The 5145-nt window shown below is 48.4% G+C and carries 5 protein-coding genes; 3 read left to right on the forward strand and 2 right to left on the reverse strand.

All coding sequences use genetic code 11. The features are described 5' to 3' along the window. Positions 1-110: 110 nt before the first annotated feature. Positions 111-263 carry a hypothetical protein gene (locus NDI34_RS27610; protein ID WP_348234428.1) on the reverse strand — a complete coding sequence of 51 codons (153 nt, stop codon included), beginning with the start codon at positions 261-263 and terminating at the stop codon, positions 111-113. Positions 264-386: 123 nt separating this feature from the next. Continuing rightward, entirely contained in the window at positions 387-3059 is a 2673-nt protein-coding gene (topA, locus tag NDI34_RS27615; RefSeq protein ID WP_348234429.1) for a type I DNA topoisomerase, read from the reverse strand. A gap of 371 nt (positions 3060-3430) precedes the next feature. Between topA and NDI34_RS27620 the strand changes: the two genes are divergently transcribed. Genes NDI34_RS27620 through NDI34_RS27630 form a run of 3 tightly spaced genes read left to right on the forward strand, consistent with a single transcriptional unit; the run spans position 3431 to position 5039 of the window. Continuing rightward, positions 3431-3724: a hypothetical protein gene (locus NDI34_RS27620; protein WP_348234430.1), complete on the forward strand. Its 294-nt coding sequence runs from the start codon at positions 3431-3433 to the stop codon at positions 3722-3724. Then, positions 3711-3857, forward strand: coding sequence for a hypothetical protein (locus tag NDI34_RS27625; RefSeq protein WP_348234432.1), 147 nt, complete (start codon positions 3711-3713; stop codon positions 3855-3857). Before NDI34_RS27620 ends, NDI34_RS27625 begins: the two co-directional genes overlap by 14 nt. Next, the gene (locus tag NDI34_RS27630; RefSeq protein ID WP_348234431.1) at positions 3858-5039 is read left to right on the forward strand and encodes a GGDEF domain-containing protein; all 1182 of its coding nucleotides are present in this window, start codon (positions 3858-3860) and stop codon (positions 5037-5039) included. Positions 5040-5145: the final 106 nt, after the last annotated feature.

Below are 5145 nucleotides of genomic sequence, written 5' to 3' on the forward strand. Positions count from 1 at the left end.
TATGAACTTCGGCTCAGTCAAAGGTAAGATGAGTAAAACTTATGACTGGCAGCTAGCAATCGTCTAATTTTAGACCCCATATTACCCCAGCGACGACTTTTGCAAGAGGTCTATTGGATAATAGCATTGACCAGTGCAAGGCGATCGCTCACAGATAAATTAAAAGCTTGCTCTTTGAGTTCTTGTAACGACCTGGGAACGACTCCAGCTTTCCACAGATGCCAGTAATTATAGTGTGAGCGATTTCCTACGGGATAGCTCACGCTTCACGCCCCCCTCCTCTGCAACGATAAGAGAGATCGCTCTTTGTCTAACACTCTTTGAAGGGAAGCGATCGCTCTTTTCTCGAAATTGAAGTGCGATCGCTTCCCTTCACCGGCAAGAAACTAAGATTTTTTCTTAGTGCTAGTGGTTGCTGTCGTCTTTTTAGCGGTTGTCTTCCCAGTTGTGGTCTTTTTGGTAGATGTTCCACTCTTAGTAGTTGATTTGCGACTAGATTTTGTTGTGGAACCTGCCTTCGCTGCCAATGCTTCCAGCGCTTTTTCCATCGTCAACCCTTCCACAGATTCCCCTTCTGGCACAGAAGCATTCGTCTTCCCATGCTTGATGTAAGGGCCATAAGGGCCATCGTAGATATTCACGGGTTCCCCATCAGTCGGGTGAGTCCCCAGTTCTCGTAACGGTGCCTTAGACTTGCTGCGAGTCGCGCCGCGTCCCTTTTTGGGTTCAGCTAGAAGCTCAATTGCACGTTCAATGTCAATTGTCAATACATCGTCACTGGCTTTCAGGGAGCGATATTCTTTGCCTTCCTTGCCTTGGTCGTGGACGACATAAGGGCCAAAGCGTCCCAATCCTGCCTGGACTTTGCCGTTAGTTTCTGGGTGAATGCCCAAAGTCCGCGGCAGAGATAGCAAGCCAACTGCCATATCCAGCGTCACGTCCTCAATCGTGACACCCTTCGGAAGAGAGGCGCGTTTGGGTTTTTTGTTCTCCTCAGTGGCATCACCCAGTTGGACGTAGGGGCCGTAAGTGCCAATCAGCACGTAAATCGGTTCGCCGGTTTCCGGATGCAAGCCGACTTTATCGGGGCCTTCTGTTTTCTGCTGTAGCAGCGTCTCAATTAGCTCAGCGTGGATGTCTGAGGGGGTCAGATCCTTAGGCAACGAGGCTTTTACTGGCCCAGAGTCATTTTCAGCTTCAATGTAGGGGCCATATTGACCAATCCGGACTTTCGCCCCACCGAGATCGTCCAATTCGATAGTACGGGCAGATGCGGCATCAATCCCCTTTTCCCTTTCCTTGACTTGGGTTGCCAGACCCATTTCTCCGAGATAGAACTTTTTCAGGTATGGCAGCCATTTGGCTTCCCCAGTGGAAATTTCATCTAGGGTTTGCTCCATCTTGGAGGTGAAGCTGGGATCGACCAAATCGGGAAAGTGTTGTTCTAGCAGACTGGTAACGGCAAAGGCGGTGAAGGTAGGAACGAGGGCGTTGCCATTCATTTGGGCATAGCCTTTCTCGATAATCGTGCCGATGATGCTGGCGTAGGTACTGGGACGCCCGATGCCTTCACTTTCCAGGGTCTTAACGAGGGAAGCTTCCGTGTATCTTGCCGGTGGCTGAGTTTCGTGCCCGATGGATTCTAACTTTTTGCAGGTCGGGCGATCGCCTTTTTTGAGAGTTGGTAAAATCACTTCCATGTCTTCTAGTGCTGCATGGGGATCGTCCGATCCTTCCACGTAGGCGCGTAAGAAGCCGTGAAAGTCAATCCGTTTGCCACTAGCCCGAAAACCGGCATCTTCGACTTGCAACTGCACGGTAATTTGAGTTTGGCGAGATTCTGCCATTTGGGTGGCGACAGTGCGCTTCCAAATCAGGTCATATAGAGCGAATTCCCGACCGCTTAAGCCGGTTTCCTGGGGAGTGCGGAAGCTGCTACCGGCGGGGCGAATGGCTTCGTGAGCTTCTTGAGCGCCCTTGCTTTTCGTAGTGTACTGGCGGGGTTCCGGGCTGAGGTATTGCTTGCCGTACATTTGCTCGACACAACTGCGAGCCGCAGCGATCGCTTGTTGCGACAAATGCACCGAATCTGTCCGCATATAGGTAATATACCCCTGCTCGTACAAACTCTGGGCAGTTCGCATCGTGTCGCGGGCAGATAAATGTAGTTTCCGGTTCGCCTCCTGTTGGAGCGTCGAGGTGGTAAACGGCGGTAAAGGTTTGCGAGTAACCGGACGCTCTTCTAAGTCAGCCACCGTCCAGGTTTTATCTGCCAGTCGCGCCTCTAAACTTCTCGCTTCCGCTTCCGAGAGCAGAATCACATTCCGTCCGGCAATAATTTGTCCCGTGGCTTCATCAAAATCGCTGCCAGTGGCAATTCTCGTCCCCTTGAGAGCGACAAGTCGCGCTTCAAAGGGTGTCTTGTCTTTGTTTAAACTTGCCTTGAGATCCCAGTAGCTGCCTTGGCGGAAGGCTCGACGTTGACGCTCTCGATTTACCAACAGCCGCACTGCTACCGACTGCACCCGTCCCGCCGATAAGCCGTAGGAGATTTTCTTCCACAAAAGCGGCGACAGGGTATATCCCACCAGCCGGTCTAATATCCGCCGCGTCTCCTGAGCGCGAACCACCTGCTCATCAATATTACGGCAGTTCTTGAGAGCGTCGCGGATGGCTTCTTTGGTGATTTCGTGGAACACCATTCGCTTGATGGGAACCTTTGGCTTCAATAGCTGGAGTAGATGCCAGCTAATGCTTTCGCCTTCTCGGTCTTCGTCAGTTGCCAACACCAATTCATCTGCCTCTTTCAGGGCATTTTTCAGGGCGGTGACAATCTTCTTTTTGTCGTTGGGGACGACATACAAGGGTTCAAAGTCCGCATCCACATTTACTCCCAGCTGCGCCCATTTTTCCCCTTTGTAGGCTTCGGGAATTTCTTTGCTGGATTGGGGCAGGTCGCGTACATGACCCATCGACGCCTCGACCCGGTAGCTGGAAGGCAAGAATTTACTGATGGTGCGTGCTTTGGTGGGAGATTCGACGATAACGAGGGTTGACATGGGAGCTTGGAGAAATAGCAGCTGGGCTGATCAGTTAATTTAAATACTTTATGTCAGATGTCAAGAGCGATTGAGAGGATTTTATGCGGAAAACCGACGACTGAAGTCTCGCTTCTGGCGTACCAAGCTTGACGAGAGCCGGTTCCAAGAATGGCGGTAAATCGCATCCAGGGACGATTCGCTCTCCCAAAGATAACTCGCTTTTTTAGAGCCGCTCGCAAGAGAGTTGTTCGCGCCAGACTTAATTTAAAGCTATCTCAATGTTTAACTTATGGAGGATTGCAATGGCGACCTCCCTAAGTATTTGAGTTGTGCCAGAATGGATGCCAACATCAGGCTGAAACAGCTTAGCAGCATTTGGAGGAGAACCGATGCAACCCATTCGACAAGGCGATGTGATTTTACTCCCCGCACAGCAAGCCGAGGGACAAAAGCTATCTCACCTGACTTTAGCCGAAGGTGAAGTGACGGGACACAAGCACCGCATCAGCGACGGACAAGCAGAACTGTACGAAAAAGATGGCACGCTTTATCTGCACGTCTTCTCAGAGACGGCAACTTTAACCCACGAGGAGCATAAGGCGATTTCTATTCCCCAAGGCAGATGGATGGTGCGAATTCAGCGCGAATACGAGCCTCAAGGATGGCGATATGTCGCAGATTAAGATTGATAAACTTACGTCACAAGAAGCGCTGATTCCACTTTATCGCCAGAAGTGGAGAGCGATCGCGCTTTCCACCGAACCAATCGACCGAGAAGAAGCCGCAGAAGTGGTAAAAGCAGCCTACACCGAATAAATGAACCAGATCCTGATTGATGATTTGCTATTTAACCAAATATTTCGCGACCCGCTCACAGGTTTATTGAATCAGCGTTATATGTTTGCATTCTTGCAGTGGCAGGGGTGTCGAGAAAGAAGTCAGCAATTATTAGGTCTAATTCTGCTAAATATCGATTGGTTTCAAAGGTACAACAATTTGGTTGGTTTCTCAATAGGCAATTTCTTCCTGCAAGAATTGGGGAGCTTCTTACAAAGAAATATTCCTAACTCAGCGATAGCCTGCCGCAAAGGAGGTGATGAATTTGCAGTAATTTTGCCAGAAACTTCCCTAGAAGATTGTAGGCGACTAGCCGAGCAACTTAGGGAAGGAGCTAAGCTACTATACGTAGATCCGAATTACTACATTCATCGTTGCACTGTCTCTGCGGGAGTAGCAGTTTGCTTTCCAGAGCCTGAATTAAACTGGCAGGAATTAATTAAAGTAGCCGAGCTTGAGACAGATAAGGCTAAATCCAACGGACGCGATCGCGTGGAAGATCCCATCCAATTCTCTATGAGAACCGAATCGTTTTTAGAAGAGACTTATTCGGAATCCAAGCAAGTAATAATCAAGGATGCTAGTGGATTTTTACAAGACTTACGAGCTACAGAATTAGATTCTTGGGAGGAATATACTTTACTCCAACTTAATTTATTGAATTATCCGGTTAATTTGTTACAGAAAATCTGCCCAATTACAGAAAAGATTGATATTTTAGTTGTAACTTCTCAATTTGAATCAGCGAGGGAAACTGTTAAGTCTATTGCTGCCTTGAATGGCATTGATCGAGACACCCAAAGACAAGCCTATTGGCAGTTACAGCAGTTTGCAGGATGGACTTGGCGCTACTTTGATACACAAAATATAGTCAGCGAACGCCCTATAAAAATCTCTTTCGATAGCCAAAATCGCCTCCATGCCGAAGGAGAACCGGCAATCCAATTTGCTGATGGATATAATTTTTACTCCTATCACGGCGTAACCTTACCAGAAGAATACGGCAAATTACACCCAAGTCAGTGGCAACCTCAATGGCTTTTAAAAGAAGATAATGCGGAACTGCGACGAGTATTAATACAGGTAATTGGCTACAGCCGTATTTGCCAGGAATTACAAGCAACTAAATTAGATTTTTGGCAAGAATATACCTTAACCTGAGTTCGGGATAAGGAGGGGACAAGCGAGTAAGCTAAAAGTCATCACACAACAGCTTTACAGGCTCGTCCCATGCTTAGTCTAGAAGAACTTTTTTGCTCTGTCGATG

Origin of the sequence: Trichocoleus sp. DQ-U1 (genome assembly GCF_039961925.1) — a bacterium.
GTDB lineage: Bacteria > Cyanobacteriota > Cyanobacteriia > Cyanobacteriales > FACHB-T130 > FACHB-T130.